Origin of the sequence: Persephonella marina EX-H1 (genome assembly GCF_000021565.1) — a bacterium.
GTDB classification, from domain to species: Bacteria; Aquificota; Aquificia; order Aquificales; family Hydrogenothermaceae; genus Persephonella; species Persephonella marina.
Genome location: NC_012440.1, coordinates 782047 through 801513, shown reverse-complemented (window position 1 = coordinate 801513; position 19467 = coordinate 782047). Strand labels below are relative to the sequence as shown.

General features: G+C 36.2%; 20 protein-coding genes. 6 read left to right on the top strand and 14 right to left on the bottom strand.

All coding sequences use genetic code 11. The annotated features are described in order from the left end of the window. Positions 1-30: 30 nt before the first annotated feature. A complete protein-coding gene (locus PERMA_RS04215; RefSeq protein WP_012676339.1) occupies positions 31-1149 on the top strand; it encodes a mechanosensitive ion channel family protein in 1119 nt (372 codons plus the stop codon). Here PERMA_RS04215 and PERMA_RS04210 read toward each other — a convergent pair. The 13 genes from PERMA_RS04210 to PERMA_RS04150 form a co-directional block, all read right to left on the bottom strand. Further along, positions 1146-2246 (bottom strand): RtcB family protein, encoded by a 1101-nt coding sequence (locus PERMA_RS04210; protein ID WP_012676149.1) that lies wholly within the window; start codon positions 2244-2246, stop codon positions 1146-1148. The genes PERMA_RS04215 and PERMA_RS04210 overlap by 4 nt on opposite strands. Beyond that, a complete protein-coding gene (locus tag PERMA_RS04205; protein WP_012676379.1) occupies positions 2243-4372 on the bottom strand; it encodes a Kae1-like domain-containing protein in 2130 nt (709 codons plus the stop codon). The genes PERMA_RS04210 and PERMA_RS04205 overlap by 4 nt, the downstream gene beginning before the upstream one ends. A gap of 253 nt (positions 4373-4625) precedes the next feature. Beyond that, positions 4626-4847, bottom strand: coding sequence for a type II toxin-antitoxin system Phd/YefM family antitoxin (locus tag PERMA_RS04200; protein WP_012675470.1), 222 nt, complete (start codon positions 4845-4847; stop codon positions 4626-4628). Between the two features lie 33 nt (positions 4848-4880). After that, positions 4881-5096 carry a hypothetical protein gene (locus PERMA_RS04195; protein WP_012676588.1) on the bottom strand — a complete coding sequence of 72 codons (216 nt, stop codon included), beginning with the start codon at positions 5094-5096 and terminating at the stop codon, positions 4881-4883. Beyond that, positions 5086-5637, bottom strand: a complete 552-nt coding sequence (locus tag PERMA_RS04190; protein ID WP_012676732.1) for a DUF6036 family nucleotidyltransferase — start codon at positions 5635-5637, stop codon at positions 5086-5088. The genes PERMA_RS04195 and PERMA_RS04190 overlap by 11 nt, the downstream gene beginning before the upstream one ends. 87 nt (positions 5638-5724) lie before the next feature. Then, positions 5725-6840, bottom strand: coding sequence for an AAA family ATPase (locus PERMA_RS04185; RefSeq protein ID WP_015899014.1), 1116 nt, complete (start codon positions 6838-6840; stop codon positions 5725-5727). Between the two features lie 72 nt (positions 6841-6912). Further along, positions 6913-7533 carry an exonuclease domain-containing protein gene (locus tag PERMA_RS04180; protein WP_012676908.1) on the bottom strand — a complete coding sequence of 207 codons (621 nt, stop codon included), beginning with the start codon at positions 7531-7533 and terminating at the stop codon, positions 6913-6915. Position 7534: 1 nt separating this feature from the next. Then, the gene (locus PERMA_RS04175) at positions 7535-9340 is read right to left on the bottom strand and encodes a putative nucleotidyltransferase substrate binding domain-containing protein (RefSeq protein WP_012675797.1); all 1806 of its coding nucleotides are present in this window, start codon (positions 9338-9340) and stop codon (positions 7535-7537) included. A 31-nt stretch (positions 9341-9371) separates the two neighbouring features. Then, positions 9372-10970: a cation/acetate symporter ActP gene (actP, locus tag PERMA_RS04170; protein WP_012675674.1), complete on the bottom strand. Its 1599-nt coding sequence runs from the start codon at positions 10968-10970 to the stop codon at positions 9372-9374. Between the two features lie 4 nt (positions 10971-10974). Continuing rightward, entirely contained in the window at positions 10975-11286 is a 312-nt protein-coding gene (locus PERMA_RS04165; RefSeq protein ID WP_012676545.1) for a DUF485 domain-containing protein, read from the bottom strand. Positions 11287-11297: 11 nt separating this feature from the next. Further along, the gene (gene acs, locus PERMA_RS04160; RefSeq protein ID WP_012675616.1) at positions 11298-13199 is read right to left on the bottom strand and encodes an acetate--CoA ligase; all 1902 of its coding nucleotides are present in this window, start codon (positions 13197-13199) and stop codon (positions 11298-11300) included. 11 nt (positions 13200-13210) lie between these two features. After that, positions 13211-14389 carry a phosphate porin gene (locus PERMA_RS04155; protein ID WP_012676210.1) on the bottom strand — a complete coding sequence of 393 codons (1179 nt, stop codon included), beginning with the start codon at positions 14387-14389 and terminating at the stop codon, positions 13211-13213. A 255-nt stretch (positions 14390-14644) separates the two neighbouring features. Then, positions 14645-15304, bottom strand: coding sequence for an IclR family transcriptional regulator (locus PERMA_RS04150; protein WP_041530879.1), 660 nt, complete (start codon positions 15302-15304; stop codon positions 14645-14647). Between the two features lie 151 nt (positions 15305-15455). On the opposite strand from PERMA_RS04150, the gene PERMA_RS04145 reads away from it, so the two are divergent. The 5 genes from PERMA_RS04145 to PERMA_RS04125 are packed head-to-tail and all read left to right on the top strand — an operon-like array spanning position 15456 to position 18737. Further along, positions 15456-16142, top strand: coding sequence for a DUF4198 domain-containing protein (locus PERMA_RS04145; protein WP_015899032.1), 687 nt, complete (start codon positions 15456-15458; stop codon positions 16140-16142). A 1-nt stretch (position 16143) separates the two neighbouring features. After that, complete coding sequence (locus PERMA_RS04140) at positions 16144-16572, top strand: hypothetical protein (protein WP_012676119.1); 429 nt, start codon at positions 16144-16146, stop codon at positions 16570-16572. Next, entirely contained in the window at positions 16556-17542 is a 987-nt protein-coding gene (locus tag PERMA_RS04135; RefSeq protein WP_012676881.1) for a transporter, read from the top strand. The genes PERMA_RS04140 and PERMA_RS04135 overlap by 17 nt, the downstream gene beginning before the upstream one ends. A gap of 9 nt (positions 17543-17551) precedes the next feature. Continuing rightward, a complete protein-coding gene (locus tag PERMA_RS04130) occupies positions 17552-18193 on the top strand; it encodes an energy-coupling factor ABC transporter permease (protein WP_012675787.1) in 642 nt (213 codons plus the stop codon). Next, positions 18183-18737 (top strand): hypothetical protein, encoded by a 555-nt coding sequence (locus tag PERMA_RS04125; RefSeq protein WP_015898974.1) that lies wholly within the window; start codon positions 18183-18185, stop codon positions 18735-18737. Before PERMA_RS04130 ends, PERMA_RS04125 begins: the two co-directional genes overlap by 11 nt. On the opposite strand, the gene mtnC is transcribed toward PERMA_RS04125, so the two are convergent. Further along, positions 18724-19407, bottom strand: coding sequence for an acireductone synthase (mtnC, locus tag PERMA_RS04120; RefSeq protein ID WP_012675704.1), 684 nt, complete (start codon positions 19405-19407; stop codon positions 18724-18726). The two genes, PERMA_RS04125 and mtnC, sit on opposite strands and share 14 nt — an antisense overlap. Positions 19408-19467: the final 60 nt, after the last annotated feature.

Sequence of the window (19467 nt, the reverse complement as noted above, 5' to 3'; positions counted from 1 at the left end):
GATGATTTACATTAATGCTATAATTTCTGTATGGAGAACGGCATAGTACAGCAGATAGACTATCTTTTGAAACAGCTTTTTTTAGGGACGCCCATTTATAAATGGGCGTTAGCCCTTCTGGTTTTTCTTCTTTTTCTATTTTTTAGAAAACTTTTTACACATATAATCATAGGTATCATCAGAAAACTTACCTCTAGAACGAAAACAACAATTGATGACAAGCTTCTGAAGGTAATAGAAAGTCCCTTTAAATTTCTCTTTATAGTTTTTGGGGTCTGGTTTGCATTCAGTATATTGAATGTTGAACAGGAGATAGTAAATCATCTCATTAAGAGTCTTTTTATAATCACAGTTTTCTGGATTTTATACAACGCTGTGATCATATTTCAGGAAGGATTCTATAAGTTTGCTGAAAGGTTTGGGAAGGATCTTTCAAGGGAGCTTGGCAGTTTCTTCATAAAATCTGCAAAGATATTTATATTTGTTCTTGGATTTGTCGCTGTTCTTCAGGAGTGGGGAATTGATGTAACAGCATTTATAGCCTCTCTCGGTCTTGGTGGTCTTGCATTTGCCCTTGCTGCTAAGGACACTGTTGCAAACCTATTTGGTGGTCTTACGATACTTGCAGATAAATCCTTAAAGATAGGTGATTGGGTTAAGGTTGGATCTGTTGAAGGTATCGTTGAGGATCTTGGTATCAGAACAACAAAGATAAGAACTTTTGAGAAATCCCTTATAACTGTCCCAAACAGCTATATAGCCAATAATCCCATTGAGAACTACTCAAGAAGGGATAACAGAAGAATAAAGATGACAATAGGTCTCGTTTATGATACGCCCGGTGAGACTGTTAAAAAGATAGTGGATGATATAAGAAGTATGCTGAAAGAACACCCAAGGATATCAAAAGATCTTATAACACTTGTGTTCTTTGATAAGTTTGGAGACAGCTCACTTGATATTTTTATATACACATTTACAGACACATCAAACTGGGAAAAGTACATGGCTATAAAAGAAGATATTAACCTAAAAATAATGGAGATTGTTGAAAGGAATGGCTCATCATTTGCTTATCCAAGCCAGTCTATCTATATAGAAAAAGTTCCTGAGAAGCTTATTTTTTACGACCCAGACAAAAAAGATTAACCTTTTATATTTATAACAGGTTTTACCTGATCTATGATCTCTACCACTACACCTCTCTGGGCTTCTATCACCTGATTTATATCCTTGTATGCGAAAGGTGCCTCATCCAGTGTAGATGGTGATACTTTCGCAACTATATCTGCACTATCCATTACCTTTTTAAACTCTTCAAGATCTATAAGCTCTTTTGCCTTTCTCCTTGATAAAACCCTACCAGCTCCGTGTGAAGCAGATGATAGAAACTCTTTATTTCCAAGACCTACAGTAACATACACACCATCCCTCATATTTGCAGGAATTATACCTAACTGTCCTTCATCTGCAGGTGTTGCCCCTTTCCTGTGTAGCACTCCCTCTTCAGTTATAACTGCGTGGTTGTGGTTCTCATTTATCAATGTTTTCTTAATTATCTTCTTAGCTTCCTTTTCAGTAAATCCTAAGATCTTAAGTATCTCTTTCATCATTGTCAGTCTGTTTTCAAGTGCATACTCAAGTGCAAAGTTCATATCCTGAATATAAGCCTGTCCAATATCTGATTTTAAAGGGAGAAATCTTCCCTTTTTCATGTAGTACGAAGCAATAGAATGACCTATATTCCTTGATCCTGAGTGTATCGTTATGCATACATACCCTTCAAGATTTTCACCTATCTCTATAAAATGATTTCCGCTTCCAAGTGTTCCAAGTGAGTGGTAAAGTTTATCATTAACCTTTTTCGTCAGATTTTTGTCCCCTGATGCAGACTTAAAAGGTTTATAATCAAGAGGCTTTTTCCTTATATTATTCCCTACAGGAATGGCTTTATATATCTGCTGGGCTATCTTTTCTCTCTCCTTTCTTGATCTGAAGATCTCCTCTTTTTTAACACCTGTATTAACAAAACACATCCCACAGCCTATATCATATCCGACAAAAGATGGTGATATATGATCCTCAACAAGTGCCACACCACCTATACACAGATCATAGCCTGTATGGACATCAGGCATAATGGCAAGCTTTTTTACTATATCAAGTGATGCAACATCATATATCTGTTTTAAAGCCTCAGGCTCTATCTGTGAAAGATCTATAAGGCTTTTTATCTTGTCCTTCATTCCACAAACAGCCCTCCGAACGCAATATTCTGAACATCAATAGGCAGTCTTTCATTTAACAATATATTCCTGTCCGGAAGATGTTTCAGTATCCTACCTGTTAATACAGGATTTGAGAAAAGATCTCCTGCTAAAACAAGATTGTTTATCTTTAGTTTTGTGAGGGCTGTCTGTGACTGGTTAACTATCCATTCCCCAAGACCTTCAAAGAATGAGTAAGAAAGCATAGGTATATCAGTTCCTGCTATTTTATAAGACATAAGGCTTCTCAGTGTTGTTCTCCAGTCGAGATAGAATACTCCTTCCTCTTCATAAAGGAAGAAATCAACTTTTAAGGCTTTTCTTTTTGGATAATCTAACGCTTTATTTTCAAAAATTTCAGCAGGTTCTTCAAAATAGCTTAAATCATTTTGCTCAAACGCTCCCAATATTACCGATATAAGATTTATAACAGCTGTTATACTCTCTGACTCTCTTCCATTATCATCCAGCTGTATCTTCTCTATCTTTTTAAATATATCAGGAAACTTTTTTGCATAATTACTTATCAGCCTCTCGCCTTCAGGTGACATACTCTTTATCTCTTCTAAAGCCCATTTAACCGTTTTTAGAAAATCTTCAAATAACAGAACTGGTTTTATTTTAATAAGCTGTTTTAAAGGTTTTGTATGGGATCTTACCGCAAAGCAGTTATTATCGCTCTTTGTAGATAGATATATACCTACAAAAGGCTGATCCAGAAGATTATGCTCGGCAACAACTGAGTATAAAGCTCCTTCATAGTCTTTAAAATCTCTAATGTTGTTGTATGGTATGTTTATAACCTCATATCTTCCATCTAAAAGTCTTACCTCATCTGCTTTTGATAAAAATCCATCAATAATAGGCAGAACTTTATCTTTTCTGTCTATCAGGTACTCCCCATCCTCAACAGGAACAGCAACGTAATCTCCTGCAACTGATATGTTGTAGACAGGTTTTCCTTTCAGTACAGCAGGCAGTATCCCCTTTTCTCCTTCCTTTATTAAAATTCTGTCTCCAACTGTAAAAACTTCCGTGTCTTTCTGGATATTAACAATTGGGACATCATGATCTAAGCCGTCATTTATCTTATCCAGATTGTCTTCTGAGATATCGTGAATAAAGATGTAGGGAATTCCTCTCTCTTTCAGGAAAAATGCTATAAAGCTGAGAACAGGATCATCTACAAGCTTAAAGTTTACAAAACCTGTCTGTGAAACAAGATCTCTCTCCAAGAAAGCATCTTTTGCCTGAAGTTTAACAACAGGTCTTTCCTGAGATGAGAGGGCTTTTATCTGTGTATCATTTACATAAGCTATATCATCAAGTTTTGATATATCCGTAATAAGAACTGTTACAGGTTTTCTTCCTGTTTTTTCTATCTCTCTTATCTTCTTTATGTTTTCCTCATGTATGGTTCCTATAACTTTATAGCCGTTAGCTGTCTTAACTTTTACAGGTTTTCCTTCAGATACAAGTCCTGCTATGGCGTTAAAAAGCTTTTCTCTTTCTTCAGGTGTAAAGGCTATCCTTTCTTTACTTTTTGATCTGTAAAATACAGGTGCAAAACAGTCAGGACAGGATATAAGCTCATACCTGTATCTGAAGCTACTACTGTTTTCATACTCTTTTTTACAGTTTTCACAGGGATGGAAGAATTTAAATACTGTTTTCTCCCTCTCAAATGGATACTCAAATAAAAATGCATACTGTGACCCACAGTAGTTACAGGATATAAATGGGTAAAAAAATCTTCTGTCCGTAGGGTTTAGACTTTCCTCAAGACAGTTTATACATACTGATCTATTTAATGGGATTATATTTAGATCCTCATTTTTAATATGGAAACCTTTTTCTTCCGGATGATCTATAACTTCTGTTGATGAAGATCTCATAAAAATTGAGAAAGGCATTTTTGAGCCTAACTCTTCCATAAAACTGGTAAGCTGTTCCTCACTTCCCTGAGAGATTATCAGTATACGGTCATCCTCTCTGCTGACATAACCTTTTATACCGTTTCTTTCTGCTACCTGTTTAATAAATCTGAGAACGGTATCGTTCTCAGATAAGTACTTTATTTCCGTTTTTAATGTTATCCTTTCCATTAGTGAATACCCTTTCAGTTTTTGGTTTATAACATGATACCATAAAGAGGAAGTATAGGTGGGGGTTAAGTATACTACCTTAGATACAGATTATAAGCTTATCTTCCTGCCCAATAATCATAGAGGTGTAGTAAAAATACAATAAAAAAGATTATAAAATACTCCATTTCACTACCTCCCCCTTAGATTAAATCTCTCTTTAAAATATAAACGCCTTTTATTTATTTTTCTGACATGTTACCCATAGTCTGTTTTAACTTTTATTCAAAACTCCTTTAAATTTTGAGAATCTTCCCGTCGTTAACAGACCAAGTAAATATTCTTTATCTTTACATTTTGAGATAAGTTTTAGATATTCTTCGTAAGGCAGGATAACCGCCTTTTTTTCTTTCCTTTTGTTATCAACTATTAGCACTCTTTCGTTTAATATCTTCGTAAATTCTTTTTGAGCCTGACTGATATTTAAAACCTTCATAATTATATCTCCAGATTTAATACATAAGTATATTCAACTACCCCTTAACAGATCTCTAAAATATCTGCCTGATAATATCTCTTCCGGTGGTGGAAGCTGAGACAGGATAAATTTTTTAAGTTCTTTCCATTTCTCAGGATCTCTTGGTCTGGTTCTTTTGTATCTTATCTTTTTGTTCTCTTTTCTTCTTTTTAACTCCTTCTCTAATCTGTATTTAGGGAGATTTTCTAAATCTATCTCAATTTTCATCTTTGATTAATTCCTCCAGCTTTTCATCAACTTTTTCTTCTTTTGCCCTTTCTTTTAAATATTTAAGATCTATTTTATCTTTGAACTCCTCTATCAAAACTTCAGCCCATTCACAGTCAGAGTAAGATTTCCAGTGGACACATGCATTAAGTCTGTCAATAATCAGATCTTCCAATCCTATCACTCTTATATCCAGATTCTCATCTATCTTTATAATGTTCGTTTTTTCCATACTCCCTGCGAGTTTTTCATCTACAATTTCCACAAACAGTCCAAGCTTCTCAGATATTAAATTTTTTCCTGATTTTCTAAAATAACCTGTATCAAGTATAACTTTCTCTATTTCATCCCTATACGGTGATACAAGATCAATATCTCCTGTTAGATAAAAACCTCCTGTATAGATTTCTAACGCTGAACCACCAACAATAACAGGTAAGGGAATATTTTTTTCTTTAAGTTTTTGAGAAAGCCATGCTGAAAAAAGAAGATGTTTTTTTAAGATATCCTTTTCTGCTTTAACTTTTTCCAGTAAATTCATCACATAACTCCATATTTCTCCAGTTACTTTAAATTAAAAATAAGACATAACATAAATTATTGCATTACTGTATAAATCTGTGATTTTTTAATAAATCTTCTGCTTTAACCAGTATTCAAATAACGGATCTTGAAGATAATACCTGTTTTCCCTTCTGTCTATTATGTCCTTCTCCATTAAGATCTGGATGATCTTCCTCAGAGATCCTACTTTTATCTCGTATTTTGCGAGTATGTGTTCATCATAAAGATTTTGGCCGTTTTTTTCCACTATCAGCTTTAGAACCTTTTTTTGATTGGATGTAAGATTGTCCCACTCTGTTGCAAAAAGGTCTTCTTCCCTCTCCATTATAAGTTTAAGTGTTTCTTTAAATACCTGTTCATCTACCTCTTTTTCCGTATTTTCCCACAGTTCATAAGCAAACTGCTGTGTGTAGTAGGGAAATCCTCTTGTTATTGTTACTATCTCTTTTATAAAACTCTTATCTATATCTTTTCCTGTTTTCTTAAATCTATCCTGAATGAACTTTATCCAGTCTTTTTCTGATATTTCCTTTATCTGGAAATGTTTTACAGATCTATAAAATGCTCTCTTTTTGTCCTGAAATATCTTCTGCAGAATACTCTTTTTAGAACCCATAAAAATATAAGAAATTCTGTTTGAGTGGTGCTGTAGTTTTGATCTTAATCTGTTCTCTATTCCTAAAACTTCAATCTCCTGAAACTCATCAAAAACTATACAGATATTTCTGCCTTTTTTAGCATAAAAAAGAGGTAAATCCAGTACCTCTTCAAGGGTTTCTAAGGTTTTCTCAGGAGAAAACTCAAGATGAAACTTTGTCCTTCCATACTCATCAACTGTTACTCTGATTACAGGTCTAAACTTGATAACATTTTTGAAAAAGTTTATAACCTTGTCCAGAGGTTCTTCAAGAGACTGGGCTACTGCATTGAAGTACTCATTTATAAACTCCTCTTTTGAGGAAATCCCCATCAGGTCAACAAATATATACTTTAGTTTTTTTTCTTTTTTCAGCTTTTCTAAAGTATGAATTACAAGTGAACTTTTTCCAAATCTTCGTGGTGCATAGATAAGAATATTAAGACCATTGAGTATATCCTTCTTAAGCTCTTTTATTTCATTCTCCCTATTACAGAAATACTTTTCAGAAACAATCCCACCGTAATAAAAAGGATTTCTCATTTATTATACCTTTGGTATAGTAAATTTTATACTTTTAGTATAATACCAGAAGTATAATACAGCAACCTGCCTTTATCTCTTCATCAGAGATAAAAAAATAAGTGCTGTTGTTATGCTGTCATAAAGGGCGTTGTGTCTCTTCCTTACTGGGATATTCAGTTCCTCAGCGATCTGATCAAGGCTCTTCTCTTTTATTTTCTCGTATGGTGTGTATGATTTTACTTTTTTCTTTATATAAAGCTGTGAAACGTCTATGTATGGATTTAGAATGGGAAAGCCGTAAAATTTCTGTGTGTATTTTGAGAGCATACTTATATCAAAACTGACAAAATATCCTATCAGAACGGTTCCTTTTATGTACTCAAGAAACTTCGGGAGAACATCTCTTATATCCTCTCCTTTCTTCATCTCTGATGCCGTAATACTGTGAATAAGTATATTTTCTTTTTCCGGTATCCTCTCTGGTTTTACAATCCTGTAAAAAGATGTTGATAGATCTATCTTCATCTCTTTTATCTTAACAGCACCTATGGATATAATCTCATCTTTTTCCACATCAAGACCTGTAGTTTCAAGATCAAAAGAACAGAAAGTTATTTTATTAATATCCTTCTCATTTACATCTCTAAAGAACTTTTTAAAATAAGAGTTATTTCTATACCTCAGTATTTTTAATTTCCTGATAATATCCATACTACACTCTCAGTCTGAAATGGACACCTAACATCTCCTGAAACTTTTTTATAATCCTGAAAGATTCTTTCAGAATGTCCTTTTCAAATCTTGTCAGTTTTTCTGGATTTATATAGTTATCAGGACTTTTTCCTTCTTTTATCTTCTCAATCTGGTTTTTTAGCCTTAATGTCTGTAAAAATTTAAAGCTCTCTATAAGCTCATCAGATAGGTTCTCTCCTAATTTTTTTCTCAGCTTTCTGATCCTGTCTATAGTGTTTGTTGAACGGATCTTATTTTCCAGAGAAAGAACCCTTACACCAGAAACTATAGGAAGTATTCCTCCCTTTTTAAGATCAAGCTCATTTTTGTGTTCACCTGATTTCTCAACTGTAAACCTGCCAAAAAATCCCACAGGTGGTTCAAGCTCAAGTGTTTTTAATGCCATTGATAAGAGAAAGTTCTGATTTTTCTCTATAAGGCTGAATATAAAGTCCTGAAGCTGATCTGTGAGGGTCTCATCTCCGTAAGCATTTCTGAAATCAAAGAATATACCTGTCATAAGTATATTTTCCGCATCAGGTTTTGAGATCCATTCCTCAACGACATTTTTCCAGTCATCAAGACTTTTAACCCATCTCTCATTTGATGCCATTACGTTACCTTCACATCTTGGAAAACCTATCCTGAGAAGAATACCAACAACCTCTCTGCCTAATCTCAAAAATTTTTCCCTCTCATCTCTGTCTGAAAATATTATCCCGTTATCAATATCAGTGGATATGGTTACTTCCCTTCTTCCCTCACTTCCAAACAGAACAAATGAAAATCTTCCTTTTATATCAAGTTTTTCAAGGGAGATCTCAACAGCTTTTCTGACAAATCTGTCGTTTATCTCCGAGATGTATTTCTGTATGATCTCTATATCCTTTCCTGTGTTAAATATCTCCTCAACTGAAAGTTTTAAGCTTTTGTATATCTGTGAAAGATTTTTTATGTCGTACTCATCTTCTATCTGACCAATAAGATATAGAATATTCCTTGACTGTCTTACCAGTATATCTCTGTCCTCAACTACACCTATAACTTTACCTTCCTCTAAAACAGGTAACCTTTTAATGTTCTTCCTTATCATTTTCAATACAGCTTCAAAAAGAAACCTGTCCGATTCTATAAACTCAACAGGATAGGTTTTTATATCTGAAGCTTTTATCTTTGAAGGGTCGTGTCCTTTTGCAAGAACTCTATCTTTAAGATCCTTATCTGTAATTATCCCCTTTATACTATCCTCCCTTCCAACAAGACAGCATGACGTATCAGCTGACGACATCTTTTTAGCCACCTGTGTTACAGAATCTTCTTCATCACAGAAAACAGCAGGTCTGAGATCAATACTTTTTAAGGTGAGTAATGATATATCATCATATGATACAGATCTTAACTTTTTTGATCCTTCAGAGATCTTCTTCGTTATACTTTTCTCAAAATGATCCTTAAATTCAGGATGCTCCTTTAAAATAGCCTGAATAACCTTAGATGGTATTAACAGAAGAATACTGTCATCTTCAGCTTTTACTTTAAAACCAGATGGATCCTTTAAGATCTCCCCAGATTCTAACAGCTCTATAACGGTGTTGTCCTTAAGTAGGGAAAGAACACCTTTTATTACCAGATATAAATAATCTGATCTCTTTTTTTCATCAAGGATAATACTGTTTTTAGGTATATAATCAAGGAGAGAGTTTGATATTATGTAGTCTATCTCCTCCTCTGAAAGAAGTGAAAAAGGCTCAGTATTTTTAAGTAGCTCTGGCAGATCAATGGACATATTTTAACCTCAGGGGCGAAAAGCCCCTGTTTTATTCAGCACCAATACCAAGATACTTCCTTACCTTCATCTCTTCAAACTTCTCTTCAGCTTCCCTTTCCTTTGTCATCAGAGAGACTATTATCCCAACTGCGAAAGCCGCTGTCATAGAGATAATAGCAGGATTTTTGTACGGGAATACAGGTTCTGGATTTCCGAGGATAGCAACCCATACAGTTTTACTTAGAATAATAAGAACAACTGAGAGAACAAGTCCTGTTGCCATACTTGCAACAGCTCCTGCTGTGGTAAACTTTTTCCAGACTATAGACAGGAATAGAGCCGGGAAGTTTGTTGACGCTGCTATAGCAAAAGCAAGACCAACCATAAAGGCGATATTCTGATTTTCAAATGCAATTCCAAGGATTATGGCTATAATTCCCAGTATAAAAACAGCTATTCTTGTTATCTTAACCTCCTGCTCCTCAGATGATTCACCTTTCCTTATAACACCTACATAGAGATCGTGTGATAACGCACTTGCTCCAGCGAGAGTCAGTCCTGCAACAACAGCGAGTATTGTTGCAAAGGCAACAGCAGCTATAAATCCTAAAAATGCATCACCACCTAAAGCCTGGGCAAGAAGTGGAGCGGCCATATTTCCACCTTTACCAACTGAGAGTATTTTATCAAGACCTACAAGAACAACAGCACCAAAACCTATAACAAATGTTAGTATGTAGAAATATCCAATAAACCCTGTTGCGTAGAAAACAGACTTCCTTGCCTCCTTAGCATCAGGAACTGTGTAAAATCTCATAAGAATATGTGGAAGTCCTGCTGTACCAAACATTAGAGCAAGTCCCAGAGAAACAGCATCTATCGGGTCTGAAACAAGTCCACCAGGCTGAAGCCATTTTTCTCCTGCCACATCTTTAACATTCTGGAAGAGATTTTCAGGAGAAAAACCGAACTTAGCAAGTGTCCAGACTGTCATTATTGTTGCACCACCTAAAAGAAGAACAGCCTTTATTATCTGAACCCATGTTGTTGCAAGCATTCCACCAAAGAGAACGTAAGTGATCATAAGACCACCGATTATAACAACAGCAAGCTCATATGGTATCCCAAAAACGAGCTGGATAAGTTTACCTGATCCAACCATCTGGGCTATAAGATAGAGGATAACTACAGCTATTGATCCCAAAGCTGCAAGTATCTTTATAGGTCTTAGCTGAAGCCTGTAAGCAACAACATCTGCAAATGTGTACTTACCGAGATTTCTTAAAGGTTCAGCTATAAGAAACATTATAACAGGCCATCCAACAAGAAAGCCTATTGAGTATATAAGACCGTCATAACCTTTTGTTGCAACCATACCGGCGATACCTAAAAAAGAGGCAGCACTCATATAATCACCTGCGAGGGCTAGCCCGTTCTGAAATCCTGATACGGATCTACCAGCAGCATAAAACTCCGTAGCTGTTCTTGATCTTTTTGCCGCCCAGTAGGTTATACCAAGTGTTGCTGATATAAAAAACAGGAAAAATGCGATAGCGACAGGGTTCATACCAACTATAGCCTCGTTAGAAGCGAAAGAGGAAAAAGAAACAGCCAGAACTGTAAGATATATACCTAAAACTCTTATCATCACACTACCTCCTGAACCTATCCCTGAGTTTCTTGACCATCGGATCGTAATTCTTATTTGCCCAGTAAACGTAAAGACCTGTAAGTATCCATGAAGCGATAATCACACCAATTCCTACAGGAATCCCAACGGTTGTTGCAGACGAATCAGATAGAGGCTTCCCAAGAAAATCTTTACCGTAAGCAAGCAGGAATATAAAAGAGTAGTAAACGATAAGAATCAGAACAAAAAACACAGTTGAGACAAAGCTTACCTTCTTCATAAGATTTTGAAACTCTGGGTCATTAAGTATCTTTTTTAACTCTTCTTTAGTCATCTCTTCCTCCGTTAATCCTCAAGTGTTGATATATCTCCAAGTGGCATACCAAGTTCTCTTGCCTTAAGAACCCTTCTCATAATCTTTCCTGATCTTGTTTTTGGAAGCTTGTCCATAATTTCTATCTCATCCGGAACGGCAAGAGAACCAAGCTCCCTTCTTACGTGGAGCTTCAGATCCTTGATAAGAGTTTCTGAAGGTTCATGACCTTCCTTAAGAATCACAAATGCCTTAATGGATTCCCCTTTCACATCGTGAGGCTTTCCAATCACAGCCGCCTCAGCAACTGCAGGATGTGACACAAGGGCACTTTCAACCTCAGCTGTTCCTATTCTGTGACCTGAGACATTTATAACATCATCAGCCCTACCGAGTATCATTATGTAACCGTCTTCATCTTTTGTAGCAAGATCACCTGAGAAATAGTAATGATCTATCTCCGTCCAGTACTTTTCAAATCTTTCCGGTTCTCCCCAGCATGCTCTGAGTGCAGAAGGCCAGGGTTGTTTTATCACAAGATAACCAACCTTGTTGTTCTCCTCCGGATAACCTTCCCTGTCAACAACATCAACCTCAACACCCCAGAAAGGCTTACCTGCCTTACCAGGTTTCTGCGGATAGGCTGGAACTGTTGTGATCATATGACCTCCTGTTTCGGTCTGCCACCATGTATCAACGATTGAACATCTGCTGTTTCCTATAACCTCGTAATACCAGAGCCATGCTTCAGGGTTTATAGGCTCACCAACAGAGCCTAATATTCTCAGTGAAGAAAGATCGTATTTCTTGGGCCATTCGTCTCCGTACTTCATAAAAAGTCTAATAGCTGTAGGGGCCGTGTAGAATATGTTTACCCTGTATTTCTCAACTATTGACCACCATCTTCCTGGATCAGGATAGTCTGGAGCACCTTCAGCTATAACTGATGTTGCACCAACTGATAAAGGCCCATAAACCATATAGCTGTGTCCTGTTATCCAGCCTGGATCTGCTGTACACCAGTAGATATCATCCTCATGAATGTCAAATATATACTTTGTTGTCAGGTGTGTATAAAGGTTGTAACCTGCAACTGTGTGTAAAACACCTTTTGGCTTTCCTGTTGAACCTGAGGTGTAAAGTATGAAAAGAGGATCTTCAGCATCCATAACTTCAGGTTCACACTCAGGAGACTGTTTCTCTATCAGCTCGTAAAAATCTATCTCCCTCTCAACAAGCTCAAACTGATCTCCATCTCTCTGGAGAACAACTATTGATTCAACTGTCTCAACACCATCTACAGCCTCATCTACAACAGATTTAAGATCTATTTTTTTGCCCCTTCTTTTTGTCCATGTTGATGTTACAACAACTTTAGCTTTAGCATCCTCAATCCTCATTTTAAGAGCATTTGCACTGAACCCTGCATAAACCACAGAGTGTATAGCTCCTATCCTTGCACACGCAAGCATTGTAGCGAGCTGTTCAATAACAAGGGGCATATAAATAACAACCCTGTCCCCCTTTTCAACACCTAAGGATTTAAGTCCATTTGCTATCTTATTAACAAGCTCAAGAAGCTCACCGTAAGTGATCTTTATCTCTTCATTGTCCTCATTTGTGTATATGTAAGCCACTTTGTTTCTTTTCCCATTTTTTACATGTCTGTCCAGGCAGTTGTAGGTGATATTCAGCTTACCGCCTATAAACCATCTGTAATTTGGAAATTCCCACTCCCTGATTTTTTCCCATTTTTTGAACCAGTGGAGCTCATTTTCAGCAAGCCTTGACCAGAAGCCTTCAGGATCCTTAATGGACTCCTCATACATTCTGTCAAACTCTTCAGCAGTGATTAAAACCTTCTCAAGGACCCTCTCAGGTGGATTGTATATCTTGTTTACCTTAAGGAGAACCTCATCTTTATTTGCTGACATAACCTACCTCCTTAAAAGAGTATTTGGGTCTGGAGATACACAGCGTCCTGTTTTGATGCATCACTCTCATTTATCTTGTACTCAGCTTTTATATTTGCCCTGAATCCGTCTATCCAGTAAGCAAATCCTATGTAGTACTCTGTAGTATCATTCCCAGAGATTGATGAATCAAAGTTCTGGTATCTTAAAACTGGTTCTACTTTACCTATACCTATATTTTTGTTAAACAGATAACCAAACTGGGCATATACAGCCTTTCCATCACTTGAGTTAAGATTTCCGTAATCGTAGTTTATGTAACCTGCCTCAAATGTAACAACATCACTATTCTCAAGTGGATAATCTACAAAAAGATCTACAGTCCATGCTTTATAATCATCTACCTTAGTAGGTGAGTCATAACTGTCAGCTGCAGCATCCTTCTGGTAATCAAAACCTGCACCTATTGATACAATCTTCTTCTTACCAAGGTACGTTCCCTTGTAGTAAAAGCCTTCACTGTCAAAAAGGTTGTACTGGATTCTTCCAGTTAGTCTGTAGTTATCATCACCGTTGATAGTAACACCTGTTCCCTTTAATGTTTCTACACCATCAAATATTCCAACTCTGTAGTCAAGGCTTCCTGCTGGAAGTGATACTAGTCCCATAACCTCAGCACCGTAATCCCTCCAAACGAAATGACCTGTCTGAGGAAACTTGACTACACTGAGATTGTAATCAAGACCAAGGAGTGATGTAGCCCCTGTAGCGTTGTTGTGTGAGAAAGGAAGGAGTATCTGTCCAAAAACTACCTTGAATGCTTTTGAAAATGTAAGTCTTACCCATGCATCCTGTATAAATGTTCTTGATTCAGTACTGCTTTTGTAACCTATAGTATTTCCAGCGTTATCTTTAATAGCTGTATCCTTCCCCATATTAGGGTTATCAGTCTCAACAAAGAAATCAACATACCTGTTTATCTTTCCACCAAAAAGTATCCTTGCCCTTCTGATGTAAAAATCACTCTTCCATCCTGAACCATCAATCTGTCCATCCTCAAGCCACTCACCTCTAAGCTGTAATAGAAAGCTGATCCATACGTTGCTCTCATCATTGATCTTAAACTTTGCTGCTGCCTCAGATGGAGAATTTAAAAGTAGAGAAGCTGTAAGTAGTGATGGGACAACGATTTTCCACGCTTTTTTCCTCATTTTTAACCTCCTTTTATTCTTTTCAAACGAAGTTTGAAAAAACATACAGGTTTAAAATACCATTGTCAAGCAAATCTACATAATTCCCTATAAGAAAATACACTGCAATTTCAATTACTTACGGATCAAACGACGTTTTAATTTAAATAGTCACTGAAGTTGAAACTAACTATCAATTTTTTTCACTTAAAAATTTTCAAACGCTGTTTGATTTAAATAAGAACAGAAAATTTTTTAAAATTTAGCTGATATTACTTAAATTGAGAATGTTGGAGCTAACAGTTCAGTTATCTCCTCGGCAGCAGATATGATCTTATCTTTTATCTCCCCTTCCATCTTTTCAGGAGGGGTTCTGTACATAGGTGCGATAATAGATACAGCAGCTAAAGGATGATAGAACTCATCTCTTACTATTGTTGCAATCTCAGATATCTCCTCCTCAGGATGTATCTCGTACTCGTATATAAAACCTACTTCCTTTTTGGCCCTTTTCAGAACCTTTCCCGCTGCGGTTTTTGAGGCTTTAAACCTTTTAGCCAGTCTTGATTTTATAATAACAGGTTTTCTCGTCTGCTCCTCGTATATATAGATAACATCTTTTTTGTGTGGTATGGATAGATAAACTGTTTCATCCAGCTCCTGTCTTAAAGCTCTCAGTACAGGTTTTGCTATCTCTATAAATGGAAGACTTTTTATGTATGCGTACTCAAGTTTGATAAAGTTAGTTCCAAGCTTGTATTTTCCTGTTTCCTGATCAAGCTCAACAAGACCCTTCAGCTCTAAAGTTGCTATAATTCTGAAAACTTTGTTCTTGTTAAGTTTAAGGATCTTACTGAGCTCAGAAACACCCATGGAATACTCTTTACCAAGTATCTCTATAATGTTAAGTGCATCCTCTAATGCCTGATTAGCCATATTCCTTCCCGTTAGAATATTTAGCTTTAATCTAAGTTTTTTAAACACAAAAAGCAATAATAGATTATACATCAACAGAAAAACTGTTGACTGATGAATGGATATTCATTAATATAGTATTACTAATTGAAAAAAAGTAATACGGATTGAGATGAGAAGATTTATTTTAGCAATTATTTTTCTTATATCTTCTGTATACGCACATGATCTGTGGATTGAAAAAGAGGGTAAAAGCTACACACTTTACTATGGACACAGATACTCATCACATAAAGGAAAAAATATTATAAGGTATAACCCGGAAAATATTGAATCTGTCGTATGTGTTGACAGTTCAGGAGATAAAAAAAAGCTAAATATACTCAGGGTTTACCCTTTAAAGATAAGATCTGAATGTTCATTGCTGTATGTGATATTAAAGCCACAGTACTGGACGAAGACACCTTACGGAACTGTTAACAAGAAAAAAAGCGTTGTAAAAATGCCTATAAACAGCTGGGTATCCCACGAAGGGGTTAAGAGAATTGATAGATGGAACAGGGATCTTCAGAGATCATTTAAAGATGGTATAGATATAATCCCTGTAAATGATCCTTTCAGTCTTGATGTGGGGGATAAACTCAGACTCCTTATTACATTCAATGGGAAACCTGTTGAGAATGTTGCTGTTGCTTATGATGGTAGATTCAGAGGAATGACAGACAGGAACGGAAGAATAAATATCAGGATAAAACATAAGGGACTTCAGTCTGTAGAGGCAACATACAGGATTAAGCTTGATTCTGAAGAGGTTGATGAGATCCTTCACACATTAATACTTAATTTTGAGTTAAGGTAAGATGGTAGTACTGTTATTTTTAATCGTCTTCTCTATATCATACGGTCACTCACTGACAACAGCTGTTGAATACTCAGAGGCTGTTGTTGTTAAGATAAACTACTCTGACGGAACACCATTTTCATATGAAAAATACGAGATATACTCTCCGGAAGATGAGGTTATTCCTTATCAGGTTGGAAGAACAGATAGAGAAGGAAGGATCATCTTTATACCTGATACTCCAGGTAAATGGAAGATAAAAGCCTTTTCTGAAGATGGTCACGGTATTGTTAAGGAGATAAATGTTGAAAAAGTAAAAAAAGAGGGGATAGATGAAGATAAAACAGGATTTCTGATAAAGGTTCTATCAGGGATCATACTCATATTCCTTATATACTCGGTTTTCTATCTTACTGTAAGGAGGAGAAAGGTTGGTAAGGAAGATTAAATCTCTGATCTTTATTCTCTTTATTTTTTATCTTCCGGCTTTAGCCCATCACGGCGTAGCCTCACTTGGAACAGCAGGTATTGAAGGTCCAGGAGCTCCCCTTGAAACATCATCCTCAGCCACACTCCCTGAGGGAAAGTTTCTCGCCTATATGAAGCTTGATTATGCCTCATTTTATAAATACACACCTGAAATTGATGATGAGACTGAGAGTTATACATTCTGGATATACGGTATTGGATACGGTTTAAAGTCATACCTTTCCCTTTATCTTTTTGTTCCATACTACACAAAAAAACTTGAGGACAACTCTTTTAACAGCTCTGGATTTGCTGATATATCTGTAATGGCTGTTTACGGCTTCAAGTATGATGAAGGTTTTATGCCTGTTCCGGAAAAAGAAAGCCTTGATGACCTTATGGACTGGCATTTTACAGTTTACACAGGTATTTCACTTCCTACAGGCGATCCAAATATAAGGGACAGAGATGGAAATATTGATCCTGGAATGTCACTTGGTTTCGGCAAACCAACTGTTACAGTCGGTTTTACAGGAACCAAGCAGATAAATGAAGATCTCACATTTATACTTGACAGTAACTATCTGAAGTTCTTTGAGTACAGGTATAATGATGGAAATAAATACAGATTTGGGGATGAGTTCAGATTTAACACAGCATTTACTTACAGATTAATCACAGACCCGAAAAGTAAATTCAGACTTGATGGAAATTTTGAACTTAACTATCTGTATCTGGGGAGAGACTCCCAGAACGGTGTAAAACTTAAAGGGACAGGCGGGGATATAGTTTACTCCGTTTTAGGATTCCGCCTTTACTACAGGACTATCAGTGTTGGACTTGGTATAAAAAAACCTGTCTGGAAGGATCTTAACGAACAGAGCATTCAGCAGGGAGCAGAAGGAAAGGAAAACTACAGAATTATATTCACATTTTCAGCTTTATTTTAAGGTGTAAATATGCATATTCCTGATGGGTTTATATCTCCAAAGGTTTATATTCCGGCTTATATAATTGCATCAGGTTTATGGGTATACAGTTTTAACAGGATAAAATCATATCTTGATGAGAAAACAGTACCTTTACTTTCTGTTTTAACAGCCTTCTCTTTTATACTTATGCTTATAATGATACCTCTCCCCGGGGGAAGCTCAGCCCATCCATCTGGTATAGCTCTGCTCTCAGTTATATTCGGGTATCATATATCTTTTATCGCCCTTTCTATAGTCTTTTTCATACAGGCTGTCATACTTGGTGAAGGCGGGATAACAACATTCCCGATTAATGCTGTAATAATAGGATTCTTAGGCAGTTTATCAGCCTATTTTACTTACAGATCTCTGAAAAACCTTAATAAAAATCTTGCACTCTTTCTCTCCGGATGGGTATCTGTCAATATATCAGCTTTTTTTATAGCTTTAATACTTGGAGTTCAGCCTTTGATAGCCCATACACCAGATGGAAAGCCTCTTTTTTTCCCTTTCGGTATTGGTATAACAGTTCCTGCAGTAATGATCCCCCACTTTTTTATAGGTATAGCTGATGGGATTATAACAGTTTTAGGCTACAGGATACTGAGGAAGATAAGAAATGATATATAGAATCGCTCTTATACTTTACCTTCTGGCTGTTGTAACTCTGTCTTCCATACATGATTACAGATTTTTCCTGTTTATAATACCTTTACTAATTCTTCTATCATTCAAAGACCCATTCAGGTTAATCAAAAAAACATTTATATCTGTTCTCCCCTTTAACCTTGTTGTCTCCCTGTCTTATGCTGTTATCTCAACATTAAAAGACCAGTTTCATTACGATTATCTTCTTCTTATAAATCTCAGGGTTTTTAGCATAACATTTTTAACATTTTTATTTTTCAGCAGGTTTAATATCTTCAAGGTCTTTGATTTTTCCAGATCTTTAACATTCCTACTTGTTCTTTCCTACAGCCAGATAAATACATTCAGAAGATACTTTTACGAGTTCAAACTTGCATTTAAAAGCAGGATGATAGTCTCACCTTCAAAGAGGGATATGTATAACTTTATATCTTCAGTTCTTATGTTCTTTGCAAACAGATCTGTTAACAGCTCAAAGGAGATAACACAGGCTATGAAATCAAGGGGATTCTTTATAGATCGGTGATCTGGTCAAAACTGTCAACCTGCCTGTATGGGAAGTTATCAATATAAGGGCTGTCTTCAGGTCTTGATATTTTTATAACCTTCATTCCTGCCTCCGCTGCTGCCCTTATCTCATCAGGATTGTCAGAGAGGAAAAGTATATTCTCAGGCTTAAGACCTACAGCTTCAGCTATCTTTAAGTAGGACTGTGGATCTTTTTTGTTTCCTGTTTTTGTGTCAAAAAATCCTGAGAAAAATCCTGTCAGATCTCCATACTCTGTATGGGAGAAAAAAAGCTTCTGTGCCTTTACAGATCCTGAAGAGTATATGTACATGGGGATATTCTTCTCCTTCCATTCTTTTAACTTCCTGTACGCATCTTCATAAACAGGTGCTTTCAATCTTCCTGATCTGAAACCTTCCTCCCATATGTACCCCTGTATCTCTTTTAGAGGGGTTATCTTTTTATCCTGATCTATCCATCTTATAAGGGTATTTACCACCTCTTCTAAGGTCAGATCCCTTCCTTCTATATTTTTAATATCCTGTATGATCCTTTTTATATCTGGATTATCAAGGTTTTTCTTTATAAACTCCTCAATTCTCTCCTTAGAGTATGGAAAAAGAACCTCCTTAACAAATGATATAGGAGATACAGTCCCTTCAATATCAATAAGAACAGCCTTTATCAAGATCTACCTCCTTTTTCAGATTGGCTGTGAAACATTTTAACACGGTGGGAGATTTTTTTC